This is a genomic window from Psychrobacter sp. M4, from assembly GCF_055699795.1.
Window position 1 is genome coordinate 1,065,468 of sequence record NZ_CM146740.1, and the last position, 26,791, is coordinate 1,092,258.

21 protein-coding genes are annotated in these 26,791 nt (G+C 42.0%); 10 read left to right on the forward strand and 11 right to left on the reverse strand.

All coding sequences use genetic code 11. The features are described 5' to 3' along the window. Positions 1-55 precede the first annotated feature (55 nt). Together putP and ACR63N_RS04560 are read right to left on the reverse strand one after the other, a co-directional pair. Positions 56-1,555, reverse strand: a complete 1,500-nt coding sequence (gene putP, locus ACR63N_RS04555) for a sodium/proline symporter PutP (RefSeq protein ID WP_367103628.1) — start codon at positions 1,553-1,555, stop codon at positions 56-58. A gap of 455 nt (positions 1,556-2,010) precedes the next feature. Further along, positions 2,011-2,883, reverse strand: coding sequence for a LysR family transcriptional regulator (locus ACR63N_RS04560; RefSeq protein ID WP_367103627.1), 873 nt, complete (start codon positions 2,881-2,883; stop codon positions 2,011-2,013). 342 nt (positions 2,884-3,225) lie between these two features. On the opposite strand from ACR63N_RS04560, the gene leuC reads away from it, so the two are divergent. The 5 genes from leuC to ACR63N_RS04585 all read left to right on the forward strand — a co-directional run bounded on the left by leuC (position 3,226) and on the right by ACR63N_RS04585 (position 9,036). Beyond that, on the forward strand, positions 3,226-4,644 hold the full coding sequence (leuC, locus tag ACR63N_RS04565; RefSeq protein WP_367103626.1) for a 3-isopropylmalate dehydratase large subunit: 1,419 nt from the start codon (positions 3,226-3,228) through the stop codon (positions 4,642-4,644). 81 nt (positions 4,645-4,725) lie between these two features. Next, positions 4,726-5,376: a 3-isopropylmalate dehydratase small subunit gene (gene leuD / locus ACR63N_RS04570; protein ID WP_367106187.1), complete on the forward strand. Its 651-nt coding sequence runs from the start codon at positions 4,726-4,728 to the stop codon at positions 5,374-5,376. 160 nt (positions 5,377-5,536) lie between these two features. After that, positions 5,537-6,226: a hypothetical protein gene (locus tag ACR63N_RS04575; protein WP_367103624.1), complete on the forward strand. Its 690-nt coding sequence runs from the start codon at positions 5,537-5,539 to the stop codon at positions 6,224-6,226. 159 nt (positions 6,227-6,385) lie between these two features. Beyond that, positions 6,386-7,501, forward strand: a complete 1,116-nt coding sequence (leuB, locus tag ACR63N_RS04580; protein WP_367106186.1) for a 3-isopropylmalate dehydrogenase — start codon at positions 6,386-6,388, stop codon at positions 7,499-7,501. Between the two features lie 365 nt (positions 7,502-7,866). Beyond that, on the forward strand, positions 7,867-9,036 hold the full coding sequence (locus ACR63N_RS04585) for a L,D-transpeptidase family protein (RefSeq protein WP_367106185.1): 1,170 nt from the start codon (positions 7,867-7,869) through the stop codon (positions 9,034-9,036). 388 nt (positions 9,037-9,424) lie between these two features. Here ACR63N_RS04585 and infA read toward each other — a convergent pair whose 3' ends face one another. From infA to ACR63N_RS04625, 8 genes are all read right to left on the reverse strand, one after another. Beyond that, a complete protein-coding gene (gene infA, locus ACR63N_RS04590; RefSeq protein ID WP_227674517.1) occupies positions 9,425-9,646 on the reverse strand; it encodes a translation initiation factor IF-1 in 222 nt (73 codons plus the stop codon). Positions 9,647-9,766: 120 nt separating this feature from the next. Then, the gene (gene truA, locus ACR63N_RS04595; protein ID WP_367106184.1) at positions 9,767-10,585 is read right to left on the reverse strand and encodes a tRNA pseudouridine(38-40) synthase TruA; all 819 of its coding nucleotides are present in this window, start codon (positions 10,583-10,585) and stop codon (positions 9,767-9,769) included. 67 nt (positions 10,586-10,652) lie between these two features. Continuing rightward, complete coding sequence (locus tag ACR63N_RS04600) at positions 10,653-11,753, reverse strand: asparaginase (RefSeq protein WP_472782515.1); 1,101 nt, start codon at positions 11,751-11,753, stop codon at positions 10,653-10,655. A 188-nt stretch (positions 11,754-11,941) separates the two neighbouring features. Further along, positions 11,942-13,564 (reverse strand): FimV/HubP family polar landmark protein, encoded by a 1,623-nt coding sequence (locus ACR63N_RS04605; protein ID WP_367106182.1) that lies wholly within the window; start codon positions 13,562-13,564, stop codon positions 11,942-11,944. A gap of 65 nt (positions 13,565-13,629) precedes the next feature. Further along, complete coding sequence (locus ACR63N_RS04610; RefSeq protein ID WP_367106181.1) at positions 13,630-15,351, reverse strand: type IV pilus assembly protein FimV; 1,722 nt, start codon at positions 15,349-15,351, stop codon at positions 13,630-13,632. A 102-nt stretch (positions 15,352-15,453) separates the two neighbouring features. Next, complete coding sequence (queA, locus tag ACR63N_RS04615) at positions 15,454-16,611, reverse strand: tRNA preQ1(34) S-adenosylmethionine ribosyltransferase-isomerase QueA (protein ID WP_367106219.1); 1,158 nt, start codon at positions 16,609-16,611, stop codon at positions 15,454-15,456. A gap of 212 nt (positions 16,612-16,823) precedes the next feature. Beyond that, positions 16,824-17,909, reverse strand: a complete 1,086-nt coding sequence (dinB, locus tag ACR63N_RS04620) for a DNA polymerase IV (RefSeq protein WP_367106180.1) — start codon at positions 17,907-17,909, stop codon at positions 16,824-16,826. A 294-nt stretch (positions 17,910-18,203) separates the two neighbouring features. Next, the gene (locus tag ACR63N_RS04625) at positions 18,204-18,521 is read right to left on the reverse strand and encodes an IS630 transposase-related protein (protein ID WP_367106179.1); all 318 of its coding nucleotides are present in this window, start codon (positions 18,519-18,521) and stop codon (positions 18,204-18,206) included. Positions 18,522-19,033: 512 nt separating this feature from the next. Here ACR63N_RS04625 and ACR63N_RS04630 point away from each other — a divergent pair. After that, the gene (locus ACR63N_RS04630; protein WP_367106178.1) at positions 19,034-19,279 is read left to right on the forward strand and encodes a hypothetical protein; all 246 of its coding nucleotides are present in this window, start codon (positions 19,034-19,036) and stop codon (positions 19,277-19,279) included. A 422-nt stretch (positions 19,280-19,701) separates the two neighbouring features. Here the strand turns inward: ACR63N_RS04630 and ACR63N_RS04635 are convergent, their stop codons facing one another. Continuing rightward, positions 19,702-21,021 carry a lytic murein transglycosylase gene (locus ACR63N_RS04635; protein WP_367103613.1) on the reverse strand — a complete coding sequence of 440 codons (1,320 nt, stop codon included), beginning with the start codon at positions 21,019-21,021 and terminating at the stop codon, positions 19,702-19,704. 729 nt (positions 21,022-21,750) lie between these two features. On the opposite strand from ACR63N_RS04635, the gene ACR63N_RS04640 reads away from it, so the two are divergent. The 4 genes from ACR63N_RS04640 to torD all read left to right on the forward strand — a co-directional run bounded on the left by ACR63N_RS04640 (position 21,751) and on the right by torD (position 26,703). After that, positions 21,751-21,852 carry a hypothetical protein gene (locus tag ACR63N_RS04640; protein ID WP_472782709.1) on the forward strand — a complete coding sequence of 34 codons (102 nt, stop codon included), beginning with the start codon at positions 21,751-21,753 and terminating at the stop codon, positions 21,850-21,852. Between the two features lie 189 nt (positions 21,853-22,041). Beyond that, positions 22,042-23,286 carry a pentaheme c-type cytochrome TorC gene (torC, locus tag ACR63N_RS04645; RefSeq protein WP_367103610.1) on the forward strand — a complete coding sequence of 415 codons (1,245 nt, stop codon included), beginning with the start codon at positions 22,042-22,044 and terminating at the stop codon, positions 23,284-23,286. A 52-nt stretch (positions 23,287-23,338) separates the two neighbouring features. Beyond that, positions 23,339-25,858 (forward strand): trimethylamine-N-oxide reductase TorA, encoded by a 2,520-nt coding sequence (torA, locus tag ACR63N_RS04650; RefSeq protein WP_472782516.1) that lies wholly within the window; start codon positions 23,339-23,341, stop codon positions 25,856-25,858. A gap of 146 nt (positions 25,859-26,004) precedes the next feature. After that, complete coding sequence (gene torD, locus ACR63N_RS04655; protein ID WP_472782517.1) at positions 26,005-26,703, forward strand: molecular chaperone TorD; 699 nt, start codon at positions 26,005-26,007, stop codon at positions 26,701-26,703. Positions 26,704-26,791 lie beyond the last annotated feature (88 nt).

The following is a 26,791-nucleotide window of genomic DNA, read 5'->3' on the forward strand; positions in this document are numbered from 1 at the left end:
TAGAGAGGTTAGCTGTGATTTAATAAGCTGTTTATCTTAAGAGTTACTATTTATTTTAGGGATTTAAGTTAAGCTCCATCTCTTTGAACTTCGCTGAGACCGAAGGTCTTGGACCACCTGTCATTTTACTGACTACAAAGATGGCAATGGTACTTAAAATAAAGCCTGGAACGATGGCATATAACCAGCTATTAAGTGCCACACCATTCATCTCAAACGGACCATAGATCCAAAGAATCACCGTCAAAGCACCAATAACCATGCCAGCAACAGCGCCGTTACGGTTCATACCGCGCCATACTAAACTAAAGATAACCAAAGGCCCAAAGGCAGCACCGAAGCCTGCCCAAGCATTAGATACTAGCGTTAACACTGAGCTGTCTGGATCAGAGGCAAGCAAAATGGCTACTACTGCAACTAATATTACTGAGGCACGGCCGACCAATACTTGGCGAGATTCAGGTGCCTCTTTATCTAAAAACAATTTATAGATATCTTTGGTTAGTGAGCTTGATACTACTAATAGCTGTGATGAGATCGTACTCATAATCGCAGCTAAAATAGCGGCTAATAAAAACCCTGAAACTAGCGGCGTGAATAAGAACTGCGTAAATACTAAGAAAATAGTTTCAGGATCGTCCAAAGTCATGGCTGTCTTTTGTACATAAGCGCGACCCGCAAAACCGGTCATCAATGAGCCGATCAGACTGACGACCATCCAGCTCATACCAATATTACGTGCAGTAGGAACGTCTTTAACTGAACGTATAGCCATAAAACGTACGATGATATGCGGCTGACCGAAATAGCCAAGACCCCATGCCATTAGTGAGACGATACCAATAAACGTCATGCCACTAAAGATATTCATCAGGTTTGGATCAATGTTCCTTACAGCGGTAGTCACGTCAGAGACACCGCCCAGATCGGTAAAAGCAACGACAGGAACGATTACTAACGCAAACAGCATGATAACGCCTTGCACAAAGTCCGTCATAGACACGGCTAAAAACCCACCGAATAAAGTATAGGCGACAACCACACCAGCAGTGACCCACAGACCTGTACTATAAGAAAGATTTAGTGAACTCTCAAAGAGCTTACCACCGCCAACTAAGCTGGCTGCAGTATAAACCGTAAAAAATAGGATAATAACTATTGCTGAGATGACCCGTAGCATATGCGATTTGTCTTCAAAACGGTTAGCAAAATAATCGGGCAGAGTAATAGCATTACCAGCGACCTCAGTATAGACACGTAAACGCGGCGCTACGATAATATAATTCAATAAGGCACCCAAGGTCAGGCCCAGAGCAATCCAAATACTAACGACCCCATCGGCATACATATAACCTGGCAAACCAAGTAATAACCAACCTGACATATCGGAGGCACCAGCTGACAATGCTGTTACCGCAGGGCCTAAGCTACGACCTCCTAGCATATAGCCTTCGGTATCATTATTTTGCTTAAAATAGGCATAAACACCAATACCGATCATGATCAAAAAATAGGCGGCGAGCGATACTAATACGCCACTAGATACTCCGTTCATAATAATTGTCCTTATCCAACAGTGTTGGCTATTGTAGTTAAATAATTTTCAATAGATGATATCTATAGACGTTGTTTACAGACAAAAAAAGCCATTAATATATAATGGCTTTTCAATTATGATTAGTATCTGCTCTTAGTTCTACATGATTGATAATATTTAAGAAAATACACTTCTAAAGATAACTAATAAAACAATAAATAAAAAACTTGTTTTGTCCACTACCTTTATTGATTATTGTTGAAATCAATCGTCTAAAACCATCGCACTTACTAACTAGCATAACCCTACCTGCACCATTCAGTATATAACTTGTGGTAAACTACGGTAAATTTATGTTATAGAACAACGTTTCATTTATTATAACGTATGAAAATAACAATAGCTAACTAAGCTTATTATACGTTTTATAAAAAACGTTAGTGTAAACTCTTATCTATACTAGGGTTAAGTAGTTATTCAATGGGTGCCAGTAGATCTAGCAATGCCTCGACACTGCTAGAGCGCGTCATTTTTGGATTGATAACCACGCCTAAATAACGCTGTAGCTCAACGTTATTGGCCATATCAATACGCTCTAAATCTTGACTGATTAAAGTTTGCGGTAGCACTGACCAGCCAAGTCCTACAGATACTAACATCCGAATGGATTCAAGGGGGTTGGTACTCATAGTTGCATAAGGCTTAAGGTTATGTTTGGCAAATTCTGCCAGCGTGATTTGACTGGTAAAAGTATTAGCTGACGGCAAAATAGCAGGGTAGCGCGCTAGTTGCTCGAGCGTTACGTTGGTCTTTTTAGCCAAGGGCGATAAAGTGCCGGTCATGAAATACAGAGGGTCTGACCATAGAGTGTGATAAGTCAGCCGTTTGTCATACACAGGAGGCAGGGTCAAAAACGCTAGTGATAGATCGCCATCAAGCACCGCTTTATGTGCCTCTTCTGAGTCCACAAAGTGTACTTCTAGCTGTACAGCAGGATAGCTTTGAATAAAGTGTTTTAGAACTGGTGCAAGGTGATGTAGACCGATATGATGACTGGTACCAATGACCAGTTTGCCTGAGACGATCTGCTTAGAATGTTGCAAATTTATTTTAAAGTTTTCATAATCATCAAGCCAGCGCTTAGCATGAGGTAGCATCTCACTTGCTGCTTGAGTCGGTACAATGCCGCGGCCTACCGTATCAAATAACGTTATTTTAAACTCATCTTCTAAGTTTTTAATACGTTTGCTGACCGCAGGCTGAGTAATAAATAGTTTTTCTGCTGCGCTTGAGATGCTGCCGGTCTGCATAACGGTCACAAACGTGGTCAAGTTAGTTGTGTTCAAACTGGTGTCCTTAGCTACAAATTCAGCTATAAATAAAAGTTGGCATATCTAGTCATAATAAATTAGAAAAAAAAGTTTGCGGATCAATAAAAATCATCAATTATTATTATAGAATTAGGCTGTTATAATCACAAGACATCAAAACACTTTTATTACGTCTAATTACTATTTTTCACTCTGTAACCCCTAAATAAATCAGTTTTATAATAAAACACTATCACCTACAGAATATTATCAACTATTAGCTATACTTCGATATCTAGATGTTCTGCTTATATAACTTTTATTCGTTAGGCAGACACCTAAACCTTAAGCAGATAGCCACAAATAAAGGATAGTCCCATGACTGGTCAAACGTTATACGACAAACTTTGGAATGCTCATGAAGTTACCAAGCGCGATGATGGCTCAAGCCTGATCTATATCGACCGTCATTTGCTACACGAAGTAACGAGTCCACAAGCTTTTGAGGGTTTGGAGCTTGCAAACAGAGAGCCTTGGCGTTTGTCTGCCAATATCGCAACCCCAGATCACAATGTACCCACAGTGACCAAAGAGCGTGTAGAAGGCGTTGCTGGTATTGAGGATAAAGTGTCACGCTTGCAGGTTTTAACTTTAGATGAGAACTGTAGAAAGTTTGATATTGCAGAGTTTACTATTAATGATAACCGTCAAGGTATCGTGCATGTGGTCGGTCCAGAACAAGGTTTAGTACTACCAGGTATGACTGTGGTTTGCGGTGATTCTCATACCGCAACGCACGGAGCACTTGGTTGTCTGGCGCATGGTATTGGTACCTCTGAGGTTGAGCATGTGCTGGCAACTCAGTGTTTGATCACCAAAAAAATGAAAAACATGCAAATTCGGGTCAATGGTAAGCTTGGAGCTGGTGTGACGCCAAAAGACGTAGTGCTTGCTATCATTGCCAAGATCGGCACTGCTGGCGGTACCGGCCATGCCATTGAATTTGCAGGACAAGTATTTGAAGAGATGAGTATGGAGGGTCGCATGACCGTCTGTAACATGGCTATTGAAGCAGGCGCACGTGTGGGTATGGTCGCCGTTGATGATATAACCATTGATTATGTCAAAGGCCGTCCTTACGCGCCAACCGACGAGCAATGGAAGCAGGCAGAAACGTATTGGCGCACCTTTTATTCAGATGATGATGCGCTATTCGATACCGTAATTGAGATTGATGGTAGCCAAATCGCGCCGCAAGTGTCTTGGGGTACCTCGCCTGAGATGGTGGTCGATATCACTCAGTCGGTACCAACGCCTGATCAAGCCAATGATGAGACTCAGCAAGAGGGCTGGCTGCGAGCTTATACTTATATGGGGTTGAAAGCAGGGCAACCTATTACTGATATTCAGCTGGATCGGGTGTTTATTGGGTCCTGTACCAATTCGCGCATCGAAGATCTACGCGAGGCGGCAGCAGTTATTAAAGGCCGTAAGGTAGCTGCAAACATTAAAGAGGCTATTGTCGTGGCAGGCTCCGGACAGGTAAAACTACAAGCTGAGGCCGAAGGTTTGGATTCTTTGTTTACTGAGGCAGGATTTGAGTGGCGTGAGCCTGGCTGTTCTATGTGTTTGGCCATGAATGCCGATAAGCTTGAGCCTGAGGAGCACTGTGCCTCAACGTCCAATCGTAATTTTGAGGGTCGTCAAGGTACCGGTGGGCGCACGCATTTAGTAAGTCCTGCAATGGCTGCTGCTGCTGCATTGGCCGGTCATTTTGTTGATGTCCGTACTTTTTAATGATTAATGATAGAGGTAGTGATTAATTAGTAACGGTTATTACCTTATTTTTGATAAAAAATATAGTTTTAAGGAAAACTTATGCAAGCTTATAATACCCAAACTGGTATCGTCTGTCCGCTTGATCGCTCAAACGTTGATACCGATCAAATTATTCCTAAACAGTTTTTAAAATCTATTAAGCGTACTGGCTTTGGAGTGAATTTATTTGATAAATGGCGTTACCTTGACGAAGGTTATCCTGGTCAGGATAATAGCAAACGGCCTATCAATCCAGATTTTGTTTTGAATGAACCGCGCTATCAAGGAGCTACCATACTTCTTGCCCGTAAAAACTTCGGTTGTGGCTCCAGCCGAGAGCATGCGCCTTGGGCACTATCAGAATACGGCTTTCGTACGATAATCGCTCCCAGCTTTGCTGATATTTTTTATAATAATTGCTTCAAAAATGGTATGCTTCCTATCGTGTTAGACGAAGCGATTGTTGATAAACTAATGAGTGCGACGCTAAACAATGAAGGCTATGAACTTAGCGCTGATCTTGAACGTCAGGTAGTGATTACGCCTTCGGGTGAAGAGTACGCTTTTGAAGTTGACGCCTTTCGCAAGCATTGTTTACTAAATGGTCTTGATGATATCGGTTTAACCCTGCAACAAAGTGATGCTATCAAAGAGTACGAACATAGAATGATGCAAAAGACGCCTTGGATATTTAATGAGGTACGTGCATAAATTTTGATCTCAGTTAAGTATTTGATGACACCTAACTTTTAGATAATTAGTGTTATAATAGTTATAAAGTAAAGCATTTGCTAATACAACGTTGTATTAACGTAACTAAATAGCTAGAATAAGAGGTAGTTTGTTATTGACATGAATAGTAGCCGTCCTTATGAATAAAGAACGTTATGTTGTATTAACCAGTACGATTTTAGCTATAAGTTTACTATCGTCGGGTTGTCAAGCGCTAAAGGGCTATAATCAAATAGACATAGCGAAAAATGCTGAAGCGTGGGCAGGCGCAGTCAATCCTATTGCTGATGAAGTAAATATTACTTGTGTAGGTACTTATCACTGTGAAATTGCTCAAATTGATCAAACTCAAGTTATAGACCCAGATCACATGCCAGCAGATCCTGCTATGTTGTCATTCATATCAAATACCGACATCGATATAGATGATGGGACAATTGAGCCTTTAAAGAATAAACAATCTGTGAAAGTCGTACCTTTATCAGCTTCTGGTATGCCTGATATGATTAATTACTACGCTCGTGTCAAACCTGCAAAACGTGAAGTACACGTGAACTTTTATCCTGAAAACAATGTTAGTTACGTAGAGCGCTTTGCTATTATCCACGAGTTTATGGAACCTGGTATCTATCAACTACGAGCTTATCGCCAAAAATCGACTCAAGACCCAGCAAGCTTATTAGAAACCGCTTCGCCCAACCCTTTATGTATTGATCTGCTTCAAGGCTCTGATATTAAACGCCGCTTTTGTAAACAGATAAGTACAGAGAGTCAAGGCGAATTCGTAGAAATCAGTCTAGCTGATCAACTAGATGCCACTGAAAGTTAATTGTTGAGACTTAAATACAAGGTTTAAAAGCTTCACTTTTAATACCACCAAATTTAAAGTTATTAAATATAGATATTGGCTACTATATCGAAAGGTAAGTAGCCAATATAGTGTGTATAAACCGGAAAACTCATTCCTATCTCATTTACAAGGACAAGTATGGCAACGATATTGACATTAGCAGGTGATGGTATTGGTCCTGAAATCATGGCTCAAGCTATTGACATTTTAAACGCGGTTAACGAGAAATTTAACTTAAGTTTGACTCTTGAATCGGGTTTAATTGGCGGCGCTGCTATCGATGCAACTGGCGAGCCACTACCAGAAGATACGCTTAAGCGTGCTCGGGCTGCTGATGCTGTGTTATTAGGAGCAGTGGGCGGTCCTAAATGGGACAATATTGAGCGCAGTAAACGACCTGAACGCGGTCTGCTCAAAATTCGTAGTGAGCTTGGGTTGTTCGCCAACCTGCGTGTGGCAAAGCTCTATCCGCAACTGGCCAATGCTTCAAGCATTAAGTCTGAGATTATCTCAGGTTTAGATTTGCTCATTGTTCGTGAGCTTACTGGTGGTATCTATTTTGGCGAACCGCGCGGTATACGCACTCTGGAGAATGGTGAGCAGCAGGGTTACAACACGATGGTGTACAGCACGAGTGAGATCAAGCGTATTGGTAAAGTAGCTTTTGAATTAGCACGCACTCGTGCTCAAGCGTCGGGTAATGCTGCTAAAGTCTGTTCGGTAGATAAAGCTAATGTCTTAGAAGTGACTGAACTTTGGAAACAGACGATAATAGAGATGCAGCAAGCGGATTATAGTGATGTGGCGCTGTCCCATATGTATGCTGATAATGCTTGTATGCAGCTGATTAAAGACCCGAAGCAGTTTGACGTCATGGTAACAGGTAATATGTTTGGTGATATCTTATCTGATGAGGCAGCTATGCTAACAGGCTCTATCGGTATGTTACCCTCGGCAAGCCTTGATGAAGATGGCAAGGGTATGTATGAGCCCTGTCATGGTTCAGCACCCGACATTGCAGGGCAGGATAAAGCCAACCCACTAGCGACTATTCTTTCTATAGCGATGATGCTGCGCTATACCTTTAAACAAGAGCAAGCAGCGCAAGCGATTGAACAAGCGGTTAGCGCTGTACTTGATGACGGACTACGTACGCTTGATATCCTAGAGAGTAAAGAGGACGGTAGCGAAACTAACCTTACACAAGTAGGCTGCAAACAGATGGGTGAAGCGGTATTGGCTAAATTAGTCTAAATTCATTATAGTCTTTTATCGATATTTGTCGTTTTTATAAAGCTAAATAATTTGATTGTAATTAAAATGAACCCATAAGCTGTTATATAGCTTATGGGTTTTTTCGTGGTTGTCCTAAAGTTCGATAACATAACTCAGTAGAAATTCAAAGCTGACTAATGTTCTATTATATAGTTATGAGAATAGTCATCTGTTGATATAAATATGTTACAGTGAAGAAATTTTTGTGACATTTTGATGTATAATAGATACTAAATAGAAATATTATTTAGTGTTAGTTACACGAAAATAAAATAATAGTAGGTTCGAGAAATACAGAAAAGTAACCCTATTTAAAATATATTGATTAAAAATTGAGGAAGCATATGTCATTATCAATGAAGACAACTACCGCTATGACAGTAATGGCTGTATCCGTTACGCTACTTATGAACCCTAGTATTGCTGAAACGGCTAATGGTAGTAACACAATTAATAACAGCTCTACCAATAAAAATACGGCTAGTAACAATACTACTGCCAGCACAACAACAGCTAATACTACAGATGTTAGTCCCGTCACTAACGGCGTCAGTCAAAAAATTACTCGTGACGTCAAGACAGCAGACGTACTTAATAAGCTGTTACCAACCATCGAGTACAATACTAAGGATCTCTCTAAAACGGCTCAAAAAGTCAATGACTCTAATTGGTCACAAGGTAGCGATATTGATCGTAATACCGGAACCAAACTACAAGCACTGCTCAACTGGCATCACAACGGCGTCGGGCCAGTTGATGGGTACTGGGGTAAAAACACTCGTAAAGCGATGCAAGCTTTCCAAAAAGCGCAGGGTTTGAGCGTTACGGATCAACTCAATACTAAGACATGGGAAGCTTTGACCAAAAATAATAAGCTTATGATGCAGCCAGTACTGGTCAACTATACACTCACTGACGCTGATGTAAACGTAAAAACTACGACCATTCCGGCCAGTGCAGAAGCCAAATCTAAGCTTGATGGTATGTACTATGAAAGCGTTCCTGAAGCATTGGCAGAAAAGTTTCACATAAGTGAAAAATACTTAAAAGCGCTCAACCCAAACGCTAAATTTAGAGCTGGAGAGACTATTACTGTCTATAATCCAGGCAACCCAAATATTAAACAGGTCAGCCGAGTAATCGCTGATAAGGCAACTGAAACCTTATATGCCTATGATGATAAAAACAATTTAGTTGCTAGTTATCCAACCACAGTAGGTAGTACTGCAACTCCATCGCCTTCAGGCACTCATAAGGTCGAGGTCAAAGTCCATAACCCTAATTATACCTACACAGGTGATGATGGTAACCAGCTCATTATACCAACGGGACCTAATAATCCAGTAGGCGTGGTGTGGATAGGACTTAGTAAACCTTCGTATGGTATCCATGGTTCACCAGATCCAGCGCGCATTAGCAGACAAGCTTCTTCAGGATGCGTACGATTGACCAACTGGGACGCGTTAGCTTTATTGGGTACTATCAAAGATGATGCGACAGTAGAATTTAAATAACTGTTTTGTAGTATTTAGATATGTATAAAGCGCTGCTAGTAAAGCATAAGTTGTATATAGATTGGACAACTTTTAACAATAAATATTACCAGCATCCAAATACAAAAATACCGCTGATAATTAGCGGTATTTTTGTAGATACAGAGAGACGGGGACAAAAAGGGTAATGGTATAAGAGACGTTATGACGTTCAAATCGTAGATACAAAATAAATATCAATAAGTCATTAAGCTTTTTATTTATTATTATGATCTAGCATAAGCTACTTTTTAGGTGATCGTATCTAAAAAGATTGTCAGTCTTGCAACTTATTTAACTAAGTAGGCTCAATGGTTTAGATTTGCATAACTGTTAAGCCACGTAGACTGCTTAAAAGTCGAGTTAGCAATTAAGTCTTACCACGGTAAGTAATACGACCTTTACTTAAGTCATAAGGGGTCATCTCTACCTTTACTTTATCACCTGTCAAAATACGAATATAGTGCTTACGCATCTTACCTGAGATATGAGCAATGATTTCATGTCCGTTCTCTAAACGAACTTTGAATAAAGTATTTGGAAGGGTGTCAATGACTTCGCCTTCAAATTCAATAATATCGTCTTTAGCCATAATTTATATCAATCAATGAAAAATAAGCCCATATTATACGTAAGTTTGGCTATTAAAGCAATACAAAACCGAGTTTTTACTTGACAGCGTGTAAGCGTTTGTGTATGACGATTCGCTATATTAGTCCGGTAAATTTAGCCAAACAGGGGTCAATGGCATATTAGGTAGTAACTGCTGGTAAGCCTTTGGGTAATAGGCATTAATAAAGTATAAACCGTCGCCTGAGGCAGTAGGAGGTGCAATAGTACGATCTTTTTGCGCTAAAATATTTAGAAAGTCTTCAGGCTCTAGCTCATGATGACCGATAGCATACAAAGTACCCATCAAATTACGCACCATATGATGCAAAAAACCGTCCGCTTGAATATCAAAAACGATAAATGATCCATGAGCAAAGAGATCAGCGCGGCTAACTGTACGTATCGGCTGATTAGATTGACAAGCTGCAGCGCGATAACTGCTAAAATCATGAGTACCCACAATATCAGTAGCCGCACGCTGCATACTTGATAAATCTAAGGGCTTATGAATATGGGTCACTTGATGATTTAATATGGCAGGGCGGGGCGTTTGGTTTAGGGTAATATAACGATAACGGCGCGCAATAGCGCTAAAGCGTGCATGGAATTCTGCTGGCATAGGCTGCACCCAGCGCAGAGCAATATCATCAGGCAACAGGCTATTGATACCGCGTAGCCAGTTAAGGGACGGACGATAAGCTTGGGTCACAAAGTGGGCGATCATATTACTAGCATGAACGCCTGCATCGGTACGACCAGCCGCGACTACTTCTACAGGCTCATCGGCGACTTTACTGATAGCTTTCTCTAAAGCTTCTTGTACCCCTAATACTTCTTTTTGACGTTGCCAGCCGCGGTAATGTGTTCCTAAGAATTCAATCGCAATGGCCAACGTATAACTTGGTTGTTCGACTTTCATAAAACGCTCAAAATGACTGGAAACAATGGTTAGCTTTTGTTCGATAGTTTATATTGATGATTTTTAGTTATTTATTTAACGTAGTACCGAGCTGATTGACGCTATGCGTCCAACGTTGCCGCCTTCGCGCTGGGGTATCGTAGCGTAGCAGCAGCCACAATAGCCGTGCATAAATAGCCGAAACAGTTAAGCGCCCGCCTGCGATAACATGATAGTCATACTGCCAGCTACCTGCAGCATAGCTACTACTAACGCCGCCGAATGGACACTGACTGGCACATACTACTATATGTCCTTGTGCGTAAGCTTGCTGCAAAGCTTTGACGAGCGCTGTTGAATAGGGGACGTTACCGGCACCAAATCCTAACAAAATCACTCCGCAAGGCGGTTGCTCTAATAGCGCATTCAACTGTATGGCTAGTACCTCAGGGTTATTAGGCAGGCAGTATATAGCATGAATATTTGTCTGTTTGGCACGTTGCTGAATACTATCTTTGACAGTTAGTTGATCATCAATCCAATGCTGGCGGCGAGTATCAGATAATGATTTTGCGTAGCTATTATTAGGGTAGCCTGCACGTGAATGACCAGTAAAGGCCATAAAGTCGTGGCTATGTATCTTTTGCACTGTTTGAGCAGGCCATGATTCACCACCAAAACTTATCTTAACCCCAGACTCTCCAGCAGCAGCAAGGCGTAGCGACTCGCTTAGATTGTCCCAAGCATCGCTACTGTCATCGACAGTGTAGGTATGCAGATTGTCACTGTCTAATAAGGGCCGCATACTACCAGTGACGATGATACAGATATCAGATCCAGCAAAGGCTTCTGCTAAAAACGCCCCCAAATAACTCAAGGTATCGGTTCCAGTAATTACTATAAATTGCCGGTGACCTTGTTTATACGCCTCTAATAATAGATCGTAAAAATGCACGAAGTCTTTTGGTGTTAGCTGGCTGCTATCCTTGATTAAAGTATTACTCAGCCACGAGATTGCTGGCAAAAGAGCTGTTATTTTTTGCTCAGTAAGTAGCGTCTCTATCATCGGCAAAAATACGTCGGCATCTAAAGGCGCTAGAGGACGACCATAACTCCCAAAAGTACCCCCAGCATAGACAAGCTGAATACCATGAGATGAAGAATTCAATGGAGCTGTAGATGAAGGCATGACATTACCGTAATAAGGATAAATAAGTAGAGGTAATATAAAGGATAAACCATAAAATGGAAACGTAAAATAAAAACAAGCATCCTATTTTTATAAGATGCTTGTTATAGTCAGTTGAAAATAAAAGTGACGAGGGTAACATTAAGCTATCGTTTTTGGTTAGTTCAGCTTGCAACTAAGCCTCTATATTAGGCGGTACGCGCCAGCATTTCTTGAGCTTGGTCTTGTTGTTCGCTGCTGCCTTCGGCGATCACCTCACTAAGTAGACGTGCAGCGCTGTCATACTCTCCTAACTCTAAATATTGACCAGCTAAATCTAAAGTTACTTGATTGGCATCTAAAGTATTCACAAAATCAAAGTCTGCGGCAAATTGTGCGGCAAAATCTTCAGTAGGCGTCGCCACTAAACTTTGATCATTAGCGTTCTGATCGTTTGAGCCGCTGCGATCTTCATCGATAAATTTGAAATCATCTGCATCGTCTACAGTCGTGATAGCAGTCGATGCAGTGAACGATGTATCCGTTTCAAACTCATCAGCTACTGGCGCATGCTCAGCTATTGTATTGTCAGCGGTGGTGTCAATTGTAGGCCTAACAGTATCAGTATTTTCGCCATCATTTTCATCAAGGTATGCTACGTTAGAAGCTTCATCATTTAATGTTGATTGAGTATCGTCTTCAATCGTTAACTCATTGTCGACATTTAGCTCATCAAGTGACAATAAATTGTTGTCAAAGCTATCTGCTGTATTACTCTCTAGCGAAATACTATCACTTAACTGAGTATTGTCTTCTGATTGAACATCGTCTTCATTTTCGTCAATCAACGTAGAATCAAAGTCAGCTGTACTACTTTCAAGCGCTGTACTGTCTTCTTCTAGTAATAATGCAAAGTCCTCATGGTTTTCTGGTTCGATAGTCTCTTGAACTTCTTGAACTTCTTGAACTTCTTGAACTTCTAAGTCTTGAGACAGATCATCGAAGCTAAGTGTAAAGTCATCGTCTACATTTAAGTTTTTGCGAGTCTTAGCTTCGTCGTCGCTATTATCTTCGAAACTTAGCTCGTTATCATTGTTATCAGTAGTGGTTACTGGAGTTGAGGTGTCAACTTGTCCATCTGTATCTGTAGATTCTAAATCGTCTAAAGTCAGATCAAAATCGTCATCAGCACTAATGTCGATGACGAAATCGTTGTTGGCTTCTGGTACTGACGGTGCAGGGGTGTTTTTTGATTCTAAATCAACTAGGTTGTGGTCTAAATCATTTTCAGTTTGAGTTGGCTTATGTTCGGTCGCAGTTTGGGCAGTAGATAAATCAAAATCAAGACCATCAAAACTAGAGTCGGTAGCAGTCTCAGATTGTACCGGTTGGCTGTGGGTTTGTTCTTGCTCTAATAAAGCTTTAAGCTGATCGGCATCATTGATAGTTGCAGCATCGCCATTATTTTTGATAGCACTATAAATCTTATCAAAATCATCAGTCTGATCAGTGATGGCATAAATATTTAGCAATTTAAGCAGCAGCGTGGCGTCTTGAGGCTGCTTTTCTAAACCACGTTCCAGGGTCTCAATTGCTTTATCATAGCGTTGTTGATCTATAAAGCGCTGTGCCACGGTTAGCGGATCAAACTTAGTCGCATTTTGCTCGGCACTTACAGTTTGCGATTTTGTAGCCGTATTGGCAACCGCTGCCGTACGAGCGGGCTTAACAGGCTGGGCGGGCGCGTTTTTCGCTTTACTGTTACGTAACACCAGTACGACGACTAAGACGACGACCACTAAACCGATAATGATATATAAAATATTGCTCATAAATCCTCCTAAGCCTACAAGTACTGTTTGCAGCGGCTAATGCTGAACAGCGAGGCCGTTATTAATTATTGGTTGCGTAGTTTTTTTAAACGAGCTTGCAGATCCGCAAGTTTTTGGTTTTGTAATTGTAATCTTTTGGTGTATTTACCAAGAGCACTACTTGCTGTGGTTACTCGTTTGGCCTGATCAGCGGTACGTTGCCGCGCTGAATTGAGTGTGGCTAAGATATCAGTGTTTAGCCCATTGCCAGTAGCTGCGCCAGCTTCGCTTTGGGTACCATCGGCACTACCATTACGACCTGGAGCAATAACAGAAAACTGCGCTTGGGGCAAAGTCTTGGTAACGGTTCTTGTTGGCTTGTCACGACGCTGGGCTAAGGGTTTTGCTGCTGCAGATAGTGGTTTAGAGGCTACAGTTTGAGCATCTTCTGCATCTTTTGGAGCAGGTAGTTTTTTCTTATTTTTGTGAGGTTTGGACGAATTAGACTGTACGTAATATTGTCTTTGTGCTGCAATAGCGGTTTGCAGGTTCTGCTGTGAAGGTACTACCTCGTAACTGGGTAGATTAAGCTTAGCGTCAGCCTTTAACAGATCAGCGTCTTGTGAGATAAAAGCTTCTGGATTTTGAGCTTTAATCTGAGCCATAACTGTCTGTACATCAATGTTATTTTGCTTAGCAATCTGCTGAGAGATAATCCATAAGTTATCGTTACGCTGCACGGTGTAGCTGCTAGTATGATTCGATGCTACCATCGGCTGTGCGGTAGATGACGGTATAGTAGAGGGCTGAGTTGTCGGCTGTGCAGCTACGTTTGCATTCTCTTGAGGAATGTTGTTTTGAAGAATATTGTCTTGTAGCTCATTATCAGCAGCCATAATCGTTGGCGTTTGATTGGTAGGCGCATTCTGAGGAGTGCTGTTGAGCTGAATTTGGCGGGTCACTTGAATATTTAAAATATCTAATTGTCTATCTGTAGTACTAGTATTTAAGGCTTTATTAGTTCTAGCGCTACTGTCTGATACTACTACGTTATCTTTTGCCAGGTTCGCTTGCTTAGTATTGGTAATATTACCAGTAACTATAGCGTCAGCTTGCTTGGTACTAGCCGTCAGGTTTGGCATGTCTGCAGCTGGCGACATTTTCAACGATGGTGAGGCAGTAACAATCATCGCTGGTAATGTGTTATCAGCTGCAATCTTAGGTGTATTCAAAGCTTGCATTTGTAGTGGTGCTTGAATACGCGCTGTGTTCATCAATGGTGGAGGTGCGCCCTTTTTGACAGCTAAAGGGGTAGCAACAACATCGGTTACTAGCGGTAAGTTTGGTTGCTGCGCGCCTGCAATAACGCGATTGGACTGTTTAATGGTAGTATCACCACCTAATGGCATAAGTAGGGTTTTGGGTACCATATTACGTTGGCCATTGTCATTGACAGCCAAAACCACATCTGCAAACGGCATAGATACGGGCTGTGAGGTACTAATAAGTACTTGCCCTGTCGTTGCAGAAGTCGCTACGAAGCGTACTGACATAGAGGCAGTTGGCGTCAGTCCCATTTGCTGATAAATTGCGGGGCTGGCAATATTGGCTACAAAATCTGCAGCATTGATATTAGAGACGCTAATACTCGCAGCTAGTGGTTCATGCTGAGCTGAGGTAATCACCGTTTTACCCAAAGTAGCGGCTTGTGCAACAGGTAGTAATATCGTAGAACCAACTGAGCAAAGTAGGGTGATTGAGACAGCCTGATGAATACGGGTCAATCGATGAGGTAAATGCCAAGACATGCGCAGCCCTTTTATAGTGACGTATGGGAGTAACGGTTGATAACCACAAGTAATCCTATCTAAGTGCCACCTGATAAAGCTGCTAGTCAAAACTCACTGCTATTAAGATGTTTTCTTATCTAACAGCATTGCATCACCGTAGCTGAAAAAACGATATCGACTATCGATGGCGTGCTGATAAGCTTGCTCAATAGCGGTCTTACCTGCAAAAGCAGAAACTAGCATCAGCAGGGTGGATTTAGGAAGATGAAAGTTAGTAATCAGGCGATCAATAACCCCAAATTCAAACCCAGGATAGATAAAAATATCGGTATCCCCTGACCAAGTGGCTAAGGACAATGGCCCATCATGTGCTGTTTTTTGATAGGCTGTCTCTAATACACGTGCAACAGTTGTGCCAACAGCAATGACTTTATTGCCCTGAGCGTGAGTTTGATTGATAAGATCTGCCGTTGACTGCGGCAGGTGCGCGTATTCGCTATGCATAGTATGGTTGAGTAGATTATCAGTTTTTACTGGCGCAAAGGTACCTGCGCCCACGTGTAAAGTGACAAAAGCGGTATTAATGCTGCGGTCAGTTAACGCCGTTAATACGTTCTCATCAAAATGTAGGCTGGCAGTAGGCGCAGCTACGCTGGCAAGTTTGGCAGGATTGTGAAACACCGTTTGATAGCGAATGTTGTCAGTGGCGTCTGCATGACGCTCAAAATAAGGCGGGATCGGTAGCTCGCCATAACGCTCTAGATCAGGAAGTATAGGCGCATCAAAAGCTAGAATAAACAAATTGTCTTGTCGGCCGATCATCTGACAACTCATTTGACCCTCAGCCAACCACAACTGTTGCCCAAGCTTGGGAGCTTTACTGGCTTTAACATGACAAAGCGCTATATTTTGATGGCTAGACAGCAAATTAGCATCAAGCCCAAAATTGTCAGTATCAGTACTGGTATGAATACTAGGATTATTTGAGCTATCTATCAGACGCTCGATGAGTACTTCAACACGCCCGCCGGTGTCTTTATTACCAAACAGTCGCGCTTTCATCACCTTGGTATCGTTGAATACTACCAAGTCGCCAGCACTGAGTAGCGAGGGTAGCGTAGTAAACAGATGATCATCGATCTGACCAGTAGAAGTTAGATGCAGTAGTTTAGAAGCGGAGCGCTCAGCTAGAGGGTAACGAGCGATCAAACCGTCCGGTAGCTCATAGTCGTAATCGGCAACGCTTAGATAGCTAAGCGGACGATCGTTACTATTCATGTTGGTAATGTTGGTAATGTTGGTAATGTTGGTAATGTTGGTAATGTTGGTAATATTGGTGCTATCGCTATCGGCACTAGGAATATTGAATTTAGAGTCAGTCATAATAGGCCATTTAGTAGGTAAAAATTTGGCGTCAGTTTAGCAGAAACTTGCTAATAAGATGGCAAATTCATAGTGACTAAAGGCACTCAACAAGCGATCAACGCACCCTAATCAAATAAGTTTAATTGCGGTAGCAGCTGAGTTGCGGGTGCCAAAGAGGAGTAGGTAACCCCTACCAGTCTGATAGGAAGAGTTCGCGGTATATCCGTAAATAGCTTATCTAGCCAATAATGGGCAGATTGGGCACAATCAAAAGCAGTAGCTAACGTATGTGAGCGCGTGATTTGTGTAAAGTCGGCATATTTAATTTTAAGAGTAACCGTATAAGCCACTAAGTTTTTATTGTGCATTTGCCTAAAAGCATCGGCATTTTGCTCATAAATTTGTAGCCGTAACGCTTCATCATTATTTAGGTTGTCTCTAAAAGTAGTCTCTGAACCCACTGACTTATGTTGTCGCTTGGCTTTGACTGGTCGTTCATCACGGCCATGAGCGATGTCATGATAAAACTGACCACGCTTACCAAATTCGTTAACCAGCTGTGCTGCAGGTACCGCGCGTAGGTCAGCGCCGGTTTTTATACCCATGGCGTGTAAGCGTTTGGCGGTGGCTTTACCGATCCCGTGGAAACGCTCTATAGCTAAAGTGCTAATAAACGCCTCTGCCTCGTTTGGTGTAATAATCGCGGTGCCATTAGGCTTATTTAGATCGGAGGCGATCTTTGCCAGCATTTTATTAAATGAGACGCCTGCTGACGCTGTCAATCCAGTTTGTTCTAGTATTTGCGCTCGTAACCAATTGGCCATTAATGTCGCTGAACCTCTATGGACTTTGAGTCCTGTGACATCAAGATAAGCCTCATCAAGCGATAAAGGCTCAACTTGTGCGGTCAGACTAAGCATAATACTGCGTATTTGAGCACTGACAGCACGGTATACCTCAAACCGAGGCAACACAAATATCACCTCTGGACAACGTCTGCGCGCCTCGTAGCAAGACATTGCTGAACGTACACCAAATTTTCGCACCTCATAACTGGCAGCCGCCACCACACCGCGACCGCTTGGATCACCGCCAACAACTAAAGGTTTGCCGCGATACTGTGGAAAATCACGCTGTTCAACACTGGCATAAAATGCATCCATATCAAGATGAATAATTTTACGAGGAGCAGACATTACAGAATCTGTCATAGGTGTCATTTTACCTAACGCTTTATAGTTTTTAGGAGTCTTTATTTTAGAAGGTATTACAAATTATGAGGTATTCTTAAAAGTTATTTATAGACAGTATATTCATTAAAAAATTAATATTAATTTATATATTATGTAGCTCAAATAGATAGACTTACTTTGATGACTTTATTTAATAGCTTCAAAATAAAAAAGTTATAGATAATTATAGTTCTTATAATAAAAAGATTATACGAATCGCTATAAAGTAATCATTAGCATAAAAACCTGCTACATAAATATATCTTACTGGTTCTACTTGTAAAGGTTTTTAGATTTTTTCTGCTTTATACCAAGACGTTTCATCGCCAAGCATACTCCCGATGCGCTACAACCCAATCTTTTTGCCCGCTCATAATGATAACTATTTGGATAACTTTCAATATCTTGCAGTAAAGCGGCATCAGTTAACTTAGGTAGCTTAGTTTTTCTAGTGGCCTTATTGTGGATATTCTTTTTCCACTTCTGAATGGTTGTAGGACTAAGGTTATAAAAAGCCGCTGCTTGAGCATAGGTCATCCCATTATTTAAGCTTTTTAAAACCTGTCTACGAAAGTCTAACGAATAAGTCATATATATTCACAGTAATTATTCAGTTTTGTAGTTTATAACATTTTTAAAGTAAATTTACTAGGTTTTGTGGACGATAAAAATAATACATTTCAGACGTTATAAGTCAATACTTTCCTTCTCAATACCCTACCATTCATTATGTTTCATAGGTTACATTTGAGGCAATAATTGATGCTGTTCTTATATCTTTTACCATTCAAGAGAAGATTTATACCATTCATGACATCCAAGCGATAAGTAGTAGTAAAGAATACATTAGTTTGTTAAATTAACGACAATTCATACAGAAATCATCTCTGATAAACACATGGCATTGTACTTAAGTATGCTTTAAGTACAATGGATTACAGTCAGTAGGTGATCAGTATAAAGCTTGGATAAGTACGGAGCAGCTATAGATTGATACAGTTATGATATATAAACAAATGTATATAGAAACTTATTAAAGAGTTGACGGCCTGCATGATCAATAGCTTAAAGATTTAATACAATAAGTGGACAAGGAACCCAAAATGAACAACAAATTAACCGGTAGTGATTTAACTCGAGCCATGCTTGCGCGTGGTGATACAAACATATGGTGCGCAGTAGATGATGATAGCGATGATCAGGCTATGACAGATCATGAAAACAACGATTTTACGGCTCGTATTGTCTCTTTTAAGGACGGTCATTTTATTTGTACAATGGGTGCTACGTGGTTGTACGCTGTACCTATTAAAATAGCGCCACTTACGCAAGAAGACGCAGGGCTGTAAGTATTAACGTACTAAGCACTAACGCATTGTAAGGTTAAGGGTTAAGTGAATAAAAGATAGCTATTCTACGCTGCACCATAATCCCTTAATACATGCAAACTATGATTTGACTTATACACTCTCGTAGCTTGCTTCTTAATCACTCACATTTATTATCGCTCTAAGCTAACTAAGCCTATTCTTTGTCACCATTCACTTCTACAAGAGTATTCAACCAAGCATAATTCGATCATGAACTTATGATGGATAGCTGATTGATTCAAGATAGACGAAATACTCTAAATCTAAGTACTTACATCAGCATTCACAACATTACGACTCAAACTAACAGAGAGTAGCGAACAATAAGTGTCGCTACTCTCTGTTAGTTTGAGTCGTCAGATACTGATATATACAATCGATAAAATATAGAAAAGGTAACTTCACCAAGTAGTTAGTGACGACGCGCTACTTTGACTAATAAAGCCATCAGGCGTCTGTCCGTTATCACCCTGCCAGCGCTGGAATGCTTTACGAGTATTGGTACCAATAATACCATCAGCGCCTTTGGTATCATAACCTGCACTGGTCAAGCGCTGTTGCAAGCGAGTCACTTGTGAAGTTGATAGTGGACGCTCATAGCGCGGCCATGATTTACGCAGACCGCTTTGTCCTGCGATTGCCTTACTAAGTAAACTGACGCCTAGCGCATAATTTGACGAGTTGTTATAAACTTTTATAACATCAAAGTTAGGGCTGAGCAGTAAGGCTGGACCATCTTTGCCAGCAGGTAACCACAGCTCCATTTGCGTATTGGCATCCAAACTGACATCATCGATGGTATCAACGCCAAGCTCAGCCCATCTATACGCTGGCTGCTTGCTATTTACTACTGAGTAATCAAAAGAGGCAGGCAGGGTAACTTCGTAGAAAGGCTGTAGACCACGCACCCAGCCTGAATTACTTAGATAGTTAGCAGCTGAAGCTAAAGCATCAGCTGTTGACCACGGATTGCGATGACCATCGCCATCCCCGTCGACGCCATGTTTTACCCAAGTAGCTGGAATAAACTGCGTCTCGCCCATACCGCCTGCCCAAGAGCCCTCTAGTGGTGACCAGTAAATATCTCCGCGTTGTAAAAGTTGTAGCAATGATAATAGCTGGGTCTCAGCAAACTCTTGACGGCGACCGTCATAGGCTAAACTTGACAGCGAGCTTGGTAAATAGCTACTGCCAGTAACAGCGCCATAAGATGACTCCATTCCCCAAATCGCAGTAATAATCTCGGCATTAACGCCATATTGTGACTCCAAACGCGATAAATACGAGCGTTGCTCTGAGAGCTTACGCTTACCATTGGCGATGCGCGCGCTCGAGGCAGCTGAGTCTGCATAATCCCAAGGCATCTTAGAAAACTCAGGCTGACCTGAATCAAGGGAGATGGCTTGTTCATTTAAGTAGGCGGAGCCAAGTAAACGCTGAACATCTGCAGGATTATTACCAGCAGAGATGGCGCGCATGGAGAAGTCTGATTTCCAGTCGGCAAAGCTTCGATAGCTTGGTTTAGGTGTTACGACTGTTTTTTGTTCAACGACGACTGGTGCAGGTTTAACCTTAATGGTTTGGGTCTGCGTAACCTGAGTATTGCCTTGGGGCTGCGGTTTATTAGGTTGCTGTACGGGCTTTTGAATAGACTGTTGGCTGACACAACCTGCTATAAATAACAGAGGTAGAAGGGTAGCGTACTGCTTTTTTAACATCATAAAGGTCTCGAAAATCAATAAGTACTAAAACGGTAGTAGAAAAAGTAAGTCAAATTTAAAACAATTTTAAGTCCATGAAGTGCTGGCATTAACCATTACCATTGACTGGCAAAGAAAAATAACTGTAGCAATAAACAACGCTAAAGTCGATGGGATAAGTGGAGTTATTATTGATACTAAGACAATTTTCAGCAACAAAAATGGGAGAAGCTTTAGCTCAAAAAGTCTGAATCAACATTTTTTAAAACTGAAATTAGCGGTACAAGAAGCTGCATAATTTAGTCCAAAACCTCAAGGTCTGATCTGCTTTGTTAGTTACAGGCTTTGACAGACGCTTTATTAATATTAGTAAACAAGACTATCCATCTCTTCAAAGTTCTAGATTATTATGTTATCCTTAATAAAAGTAAGGAATTAAATTATATTTAGCAATGACGTTGAGAAAATCTGACTAAATAAATAATAATTAAGGAATTTTTTCAATAGCGTTTATAAAATTTCTTACTCAATGAATATAAATTAAGGTATGAAAATATTATCCTTAGTAAAGGTAAGGTTTTTATTTTTACTACTAAGTTATCATCCACTATTTATATACTCCTAAAGTTGTATACCGCTTACTACAAGACATCGCTACTATAATTATTACTAAAGAAGAGGTGCGCCATGCAACATAAGAAACAATTACCACAACCACCCGTTCGGCATGAATGGCTCACTGCATTTGTAATGTCTTTTCTTGCGCTACCATTTATAGCTCTCTTATTTGTTTGTGCTTACGGTTTTATTATCTGGTTCGCTCAAATATTCTATTGGGGACCACCCACTTAGTAGCGTATTGCATATAAACGAACACGCTATCTATAAAATTCGCGCTCATTATTCTACATAGAATAGTTTTACTTTCACTATATTTAGACACCATATCTATAAATGTAATATTTATAGATAGAGAGTATTTGTATCAATTATTTACCAAAAAATTGCCCGTACTATGATGAGAATCGGTAAGGAACCGTTATGAACGCCATTAAACGTCTTTTTAGCTGGCTGCGTCGTCTTTTATTACAACCTTCTGCAAAGATTGGCTTTGGTCTGTTATTGATCATTGGTTTTGCCGGCGGTGTTTGGTTCTGGGCCGGATTCAACGCCGGCATGCAAGCTACCAATACCGAAGAGTTTTGTGTGTCTTGTCACACCATGGAAGATAACTTGTTGCCTGAGCTTAAAAAAACCGTGCACTTTAAAAACCGGACTGGAGTCCGAGCTTATTGCTCTGATTGTCATGTGCCGCATGACTTTACAGATAAAATGGCGCGTAAGATGCAAGCGTCACGCGAGGTATTGTCGCAAATAACCGGCGATATCGGTACTAGAGAGAAGTTTGTAAACCATCGTATCGTACTGGCGCAGCGCGAGTGGGGCCGCTTCAAGGCTAATAATTCAAAAGAATGTCGCTCTTGTCATGACTACGACAGCATGGATTTCAGCAAAATGCGTGTCACCTCGCAGATGATCATGCGTAGCGCCGCTGAGCGTGATGCCAGCTGCGTTGATTGTCATAAGGGGATTGCGCATGAGTTGCCTAACACCGAGGGTATGCATAACCCAGCGTTTGACTCACTTTTATCAGAGGCTAGCAGCACCAAAATTACAGAGGGCGAGACCTACTACAATGTCGTACCGCAAGCGCTATATCTAACGGCAGATAAAAAAGAGGAAGCTGGAGTTATAGAGATTGCTACCCCGGTCAAGGTTTTGGCTCATGAGGGTGATATGACGCAGATTGAGCTTGATATGTGGCGCAAAAACAAAGGCTTTGGCCGCGTTTGGTACACCTACTTTGGTCTTAATATCCCTGATGTAACTATCAATAAAGAGCTGGCCCGTGATGAAAATTTAGTGACGGTAACTGAATCTAGAGAAGATCCGCTAACTGGTCTTGAATGGCAAAAAGTAAGTACTAAGCTTTGGGTGGCTGACGGCGGTTTGATGGAGAGTATTGAGCCTGCGTGGGATATCGCCAGCCAAACCTACGCGGATAACTGTAGTACTTGTCATCGCCAGCCAAACCCTAGTGGACACGATGCCAACCAGTGGCCGGGACTATGGAGCGGCATGGTAGGGTTCACCAATTTAGATAGTGATACAGGCGCTCTGGTTCTTAAGTATCTACAACTGAATTCATCAGATTTTGGTGAAAGCTCAGAAAATACTCCAATTGAGGAGACTATCCAAGATGCTAGACCAGGTGTTGTAAGCTAGTTGAGATATAAGCCAAACATTGTCAGCGCCTTATCGCTGTTGGAGAAAGATTATGAAACACATGAATAGAAGAGGGTTTTTAAAATCCCTAGCCGCCTTATCTGGTACCGCCCTATTGCCACTGCCGCTACTGGCTGATAATAGTATCGTTACTACTGGCACAAATGACAAAGTCAATATCAGTGGCTGGAAAGTATCCGGCGCACACTGGGGTGCCTTTCGCGCTAAGGTTGAGGCGGATAGACTCATTGCGATTACGCCTTTTGAATTTGATCAGTATCCGACTGATATTCTAAAAGGGGTGCCAGGGGTTATCTATAACCCATCAAGGGTACGTTATCCCATGATTCGTCTTGACTGGTATAAAAACCGTGAAAAAAGCGATACCACGCAGCGCGGCGATAATCGTTTTGTACGTGTCGGTTGGGATGAGGCGCTGGACACTCTCTATGAAGAGCTTGAACGTATCCAAAGAAATCACGGGCCATGGGCATTGCACACCGCAAACGTGGGTTGGCGTTCGGTGGGTAATATTCATAGCTGTGGTAACCATATGCTACGGGCGATGGCTATGCATGGCAATAGCGTGGGCACGGCAGGGGACTACTCCACCGGAGCTGGGCAAGTTATTATGCCTTACATACTAGGCTCGACCGAGGTCTACTCACAAGGTACCTCATGGCCGGTTATTCTTGATAATTCAAAAGTAGTTATTTTTTGGTCCTCTGATCCGGTCAAAAACTTGCAGGTCGGCTGGAACACCGAGACTCATGAAGCTTATGAGTACTTAGAACTACTGCGTGATAAGGTTAGAAATAAAGAGATTCGTGTCATCTCTGTCGATCCGGTCAAGAGCAAAACTCAGAATTATTTGGAGTGTGAGCAGCAGTATGTCAATCCGATGACTGACGTAGCCTTTATGCTGGCAATTGCTCATACGCTTTATACTGAAAATCTCTACGATAAAGAATTTATCGATATGTATGCGCTAGGTCTCGATGAATTTACCCCGTATTTGATGGGTAAAACCGAAGATATGGTCGAGAAGACGCCTGAATGGGCTGCGCCCATCTGCGGGGTTGCGCCGGAGCGTATTCGTGAGTTTGCCCGTTTGATGGCGAGCAATCGTACTCAGCTTATCTTTGGCTGGGCCATTCAGCGTCAGCAGCACGGCGAGCAGCCCTACTGGATGGGCGCAATTCTCGCGACTATGCTTGGTCAAATTGGTCTGCCTGGCGGCGGTATCAGCTACTCGCACCATTATAGCTCTGTTGGCGTGCCGGCCTCTGGTGCTTCAATGCCGGGTGCTTTCCCGCTGAATTTAGATACTGGACGTAAGCCCAAGTACGACAACAATGATTACAACGGCTACAGTTCAGTTATTCCTGTGGCGCGCGCAGTAGACTGCTTACTTGAGCCTGGCAAAAAGATTAACTTTAATGGTCAAGAAGTCACGTTGCCACCTTATAAGATGGGTATTTTCTCAGGCTGTAACCAATGGCATCGCCATCAAGATCGTAACCGTATGAAAGAGGCTTACTTTAACGTGGAGACGGTAGTGGCGGTTGATTATAACTGGACGGCTACTTGCCGCTTTGCCGATATTGTATTACCGGCGTGTACTCCTTATGAGCGCAATGACCTTGATGCTTATGGATCATATAGTAACCGCGGCGTCATCGCTATGCATAAGTTGGTTGAGCCCCTTTATCACTCAAGATCAGACTTTGATATCTGGCGTGAGTTTGCTAAGCGCATGACCCGTGATTGGGAGTACAGTCGGCAGATGAATGAGATGCAGTGGGTGGAACAAATCTACGAGGATTGCCGTGCTGATAATCTGAAAAAAGATTTTTACATGCCACCATTCGCTGAATTTTGGGAAAAAGGTTATGTGCTCTTCCCAGAAGGTGAAAACTGGGTGCGTCATGCTGACTTCCGTGAAGACCCTGAGGTCAATGCTTTGGGTACGCCATCTGGCTTTATTGAAATTAGTAGTCGTACGATCGGCAGCTACGGTTATGATGATTGTAAGAGCCATCCTATTTGGATGGAGAAGGCTGAGCGCTCACACGGTGGCCCCGGCTCCGATAAATATCCGCTATGGCTACAATCTGTGCATCCTGATACGCGTTTGCATTCACAAACTTGCGAATCTGAATCGCGGCGCGCCAGCTATGCCGTACAAGGGCGCGAACCTTGCTATATTGGGCCTGAAGATGCCGAAGCTCGCGGTATCAAGGACGGTGACCTGGTACGCGTCTTTAACGACAGAGGTCAGCTACTTGCCGGCGCGATTATATCAGATAATTTTCCGCCGGGTATTATTCGTATTCAAGAAGGCGCGTGGTACGGGCCAACGGGGCCTGAGATTGGAGCGCTAGATACTTATGGTGACCCCAATACCGTATCTTTAGATATCGGTACCTCAAGTTTGGCACAAGCACCCAGTGCTAATACCTGTATCGTTGAGATAGAAAAATTCGTTGGCAAAGCGCCAGCTGTCACCGCTTTTGGTGGACCCACTTATGTCAATCCGGATGGTAGCCCTGAGAGAAGAGGCAGCATGTAAGTCTTTATTTAGCGGATAGCTTTTAGATATCCTTAATTAAACGCTAAGATACCTTTATAAGTTGTAATTGCTATTAATGTTACTATTAATGACAGCTATGATTTATAGAGGTATCGCTTTATTCACCTTCTAAAAGTAGATATAACATGACTATAGATACCCCTATAAATACCCAACAAACGGATAGCGCTGAGGAATGGCAAGCTGCCAACACAGCACGCTCGGCGCTTTATCGTTGGTTTGCTGATATCTTTGCTCGTGAACTGACGCCTACCACTTTAGAATACTGGCAAGACCAGAGAATTTATGACAGTATTCATAACGCTTTTGTTAGTTTAGATCTTGAGCCATATAGTATTCGGGTCAAAACAGCTTTAGCAAATCTTGAGAAGTTGCCAAAAAAAGAGCAGGCGCTCGAGCTTGCTGCCGACTTTGCGCAAGTTTTTTTGCTCAGTGGGGACGATAGCGCTCCGCCTTATGCTTCTTACTATTTAAGTGAAGACAAACATCTTTATGGTGAACCGACAGTGCAGATGCGTAAGTTTTTGGCCAGCCAGCAGCTCAGCTTAAATACTGAATTTCGCGAGCCTGATGATCATATTAGTGTTTACTTTCGGGTCATGAGCTTGTGGATTGATAGTAGTATTGAACAACAGCTGGATATGACAAGTAGTGCTCAAGAACAGTTAGACTTTTTGGATGAAGCGCTACTGACTTGGCTACCCCAATTCAACGCTCGTTGTCAAAAGATCAGAGTGATAAGCGATCTTTATCCGGCGTTAACGGCGCTGGCAGAGCAGTTCGTCTTAGCAGATAGAGAAGGATTAGCTACTGTCACTGAGTAATGATAATTAATAGTAGCGGTATAGCCTACGTTAGTTTTTGTTTATACTCATGTTGCTTATAACAGCTTTACTAGAAATTAACGCTAGA